This is a genomic window from Pseudomonas sp. (assembly GCF_036387035.1).
GTDB lineage: Bacteria > Pseudomonadota > Gammaproteobacteria > Pseudomonadales > Pseudomonadaceae > Aquipseudomonas.
In genome coordinates, this window is sequence record NZ_DASVUM010000103.1 from 1 (window position 1) to 3,358 (window position 3,358).

4 protein-coding genes are annotated in these 3,358 nt (G+C 58.9%); all 4 read right to left on the reverse strand.

Going from position 1 to position 3,358, the window contains the following annotated elements; genetic code table 11:
* Positions 1 to 1,455 (reverse strand): preprotein translocase subunit SecD (locus VF672_RS09650; RefSeq protein WP_331104076.1); only part of this gene is annotated, 1,455 nt, incomplete at its 3' end.
* Between the two features lie 62 nt (positions 1,456 to 1,517).
* Positions 1,518 to 1,856, reverse strand: a complete 339-nt coding sequence (gene yajC, locus VF672_RS09655) for a preprotein translocase subunit YajC (RefSeq protein ID WP_037012510.1) — start codon at positions 1,854 to 1,856, stop codon at positions 1,518 to 1,520.
* A gap of 54 nt (positions 1,857 to 1,910) precedes the next feature.
* The gene (gene tgt / locus VF672_RS09660; RefSeq protein WP_331104085.1) at positions 1,911 to 3,026 is read right to left on the reverse strand and encodes a tRNA guanosine(34) transglycosylase Tgt; all 1,116 of its coding nucleotides are present in this window, start codon (positions 3,024 to 3,026) and stop codon (positions 1,911 to 1,913) included.
* A gap of 14 nt (positions 3,027 to 3,040) precedes the next feature.
* Positions 3,041 to 3,358 (reverse strand): S-adenosylmethionine:tRNA ribosyltransferase-isomerase (locus VF672_RS09665; RefSeq protein ID WP_331104083.1); only part of this gene is annotated, 318 nt, incomplete at its 5' end.

Genomic DNA, 3,358 nt, shown 5'->3' on the forward strand with positions numbered 1-3,358 from the left:
CAGACCGAAGAAGCGGTAGATGGCCAGGATGAACAGCGAGACGAACAGCATGCCCCACAGGGATGCATCGATACCCTTGGTAATGTTGTCGGCACCCAGGCTCGGGCCGATGGTGCGCTCTTCAGCGAAGTACATCGGAGCAGCCAGACCACCGGCACGCAGCAACAGCGCGAGTTCGGAAGATTCACCCTGACCGTTCAGGCCGGTGATGCGGAATTGAGCACCCAGCGGCGACTGAATGGTCGCCAGACTGATGATCTTCTTCTCTTCCTTGAAGGTCTGAACCGGAACGTCTTTTTCGACGCCATTGACCATCTGTTTGGTGTAGGTGGTCGTCGGCTTCTGCTCAATGAAGATCACCGCCATGCTGCGACCGACGTTCGCGCGAGTCGCGCGGCTCATCAGATCACCACCATGGCCGTCCAGCTTGATGTTCACCTGAGGACGACCGTGCTCGTCAAAGCCGGCCTTGGCGTCAGTCACCTGATCACCGGTGATGATCAGCCCACGCTCGACCGGTGCCGCAGGGCGACCGCCTTCGCGGAACTCGAACATCTCGGTGGTGGCTTTGCTGTCATCGGGACCTGCGCCCAGACGGAACTCAAGGTTGGCCGTCTTGCCGAGGATACGCTTGGCTTCGGCGGTGTCTTGAACACCTGGCAGCTCAACCACGATGCGGTTGGCGCCCTGGCGCTGAACCAGCGGCTCGGCAACGCCCAGCTCGTTGACCCGGTTACGGACGGTGGTCAGGTTTTGCTTGATCGAGTATTCGCGGATTTCAGCGATCTTCGCTGGCGTCATGGCCAGACGCAGGATCGGCATTTCGCCGCGATCACTCGTGGTGATATCGAAATCGCTGTAGTCCTTGCGGATCAGTGCACGGGCCTGTTCACGAGTGTCAGCATCGCTGAAGCCCAGCTGAATGGCGCCGCTGTCTTGCGGAAGGCTGCGATAACGCACCTTTTCCTTGCGCAGCAGGCTTTTCACTTCGCCTTCATAGACATTCAGACGCGCACTGAGGGCCTTGTCCATGTCGACTTCGAGCAGGAAGTGCACACCGCCGGACAGGTCGAGACCCAGCTTCATCGGCGTAGCACCGATGCTGCGCAGCCACTTCGGCGTGGTCTGAGCCAGGTTCAGCGCGACAACGTAGTCGTCGCCCAGCGCCTTGCGTGCGACATCTTTGGCTGGGAGCTGGTCTTCCTGTTTGGTCAGACGCAACAAACCGCCCTTGCCATTCTCGGCCAGAGTCGCGCCCTTGACCGCGATGCCAGCATCGGTAAGCGCCTTGCTTACGCGATCCAGATCAGCCTGATTGACCTGCAGCGCAGTGCTTGCGCCGCTGACCTGAATAGCCGGGTCATCAGGGTAGAGATTGGGTGCGGAATAAATAAAACCGATCACCAGCACTGCCAGGATCAGGATGTATTTCCACAGAGGGTATTTGTTCAACATCACGCCGCCTGCTTATAACGCGGGGCGCCTTGCGCGCCCCGTCGATTGGTAAAAGACTGGAATCAGATGGCTTTCAGAGTGCCCTTGGGCAGGGTGGCAGCGATAGCGCCCTTCTGGATCTTCAGCTCTACGGTGTCGGAGACTTCGATAACAACGAAGTCATCAGTCACTTTATTGATCTTGCCCGCGATACCGCCGGTAGTGACGACTTCGTCGCCCTTCTGCAAGTTGCCCAGCAAGTTCTTTTGCTCTTTGGCGCGCTTGGCCTGTGGACGCCAGATCATCAGATAGAAGATGACCAGAAAGCCGACCAGGAAAATCCACTCGAAGCCGCCGCCCATAGGGCCTGCAGCGGCAGGGGCAGCCGCATCCGCGAAAGCGGAAGAGATGAAAAAGCTCATTTAACACTCCAGTTGCATATTTTAATAATAGGAAGCGGTGACACCGGCTGTTACTCAGGCCAATAACGGCGTCGCAAGCCCGCGTTTGGCATAGAACATGTCGACAAAGGCGGCCAATGTACCCTGTTGAATAGCCTCGCGCAAACCAGCCATAAGCAGCTGGTAATGGCGCAAATTGTGGATCGTATTGAGCATGCTTCCCAGCATTTCGCCGCACTTGTCCAAGTGATGCAGATAGGCGCGAGAGAAGTTTTTGCAGGTATAGCAGTCGCAGGTCGGATCCAGCGGCGACTCATCGTAACGATGAAACGCATTACGGATTTTCAGCACACCGGTGTCGATGAACAGATGACCGTTGCGCGCGTTGCGCGTAGGCATCACGCAGTCGAACATGTCGACGCCGCGGCGGACACCTTCAACCAGGTCTTCGGGCTTGCCTACACCCATAAGGTAACGAGGTTTGTCAGCCGGCATGCTGCCCGGCAGGTAGTCCAGGACTTTGATCATCTCGTCCTTGGGCTCGCCGACAGAGAGGCCGCCGATCGCCAGGCCATCGAAGTCAAGTTCGCTCAAGCCCTCGAGCGAGCGCATGCGCAGGTTCTCGTGCATGCCGCCCTGAACGATGCCGAACAACGCCGCCGTGCTTTCGCCGTGGGCCACCTTGGAGCGCTTGGCCCAGCGCAGCGACAGCTCCATGGAGGTTCGCGCCACGTCTTCGTCGGCCGGGTACGGCGTGCATTCGTCGAAAATCATCACGATGTCGGAGCCAAGGTCGCGCTGGACCTGCATCGACTCTTCCGGCCCCATGAAGACTTTCGCGCCATCAACCGGAGAGGCAAATGTTACGCCCTCCTCCTTGATCTTGCGCATCGCACCGAGGCTGAACACCTGGAAACCGCCGGAGTCGGTCAGGATCGGGCCTTTCCACTGCATGAAATCGTGAAGATCGCCGTGACCCTTAATGACTTCAGTGCCCGGACGCAGCCAGAGGTGGAAGGTGTTGCCGAGAATCATCTGAGCGCCGGTGGCCTCGATGTCCCGAGGCAGCATGCCCTTCACCGTGCCGTAGGTGCCGACCGGCATGAACGCAGGCGTTTCGACAACGCCACGGGGAAAGGTCAGACGACCGCGACGTGCTTTGCCATCGGTGGCCAGCAGCTCGAAAGACATACGACAGGTGCGACTCATGCTTGATCCTCTGGGGCCGATTCCGTCGGGGTGGATTCCCCGGGAGCGGTCGGCGCGGGATTGCGGGTGATGAACATGGCATCCCCGTAACTGAAGAAGCGGTAACCGTGGTCCACCGCAGCCGCGTAGGCCGCCATGGTTTCGGGATAACCGGCGAATGCCGAGACCAGCATCAACAGCGTCGATTCCGGCAAATGGAAATTAGTGACCAGCGCATCGACCACGTGAAAAGGTCGGCCCGGGTAAATAAAGATATCGGTGTCGCCGCTGAACGGCTTGAGCACGCCATCGCGTGCGGCACTTTCCAGCGAACG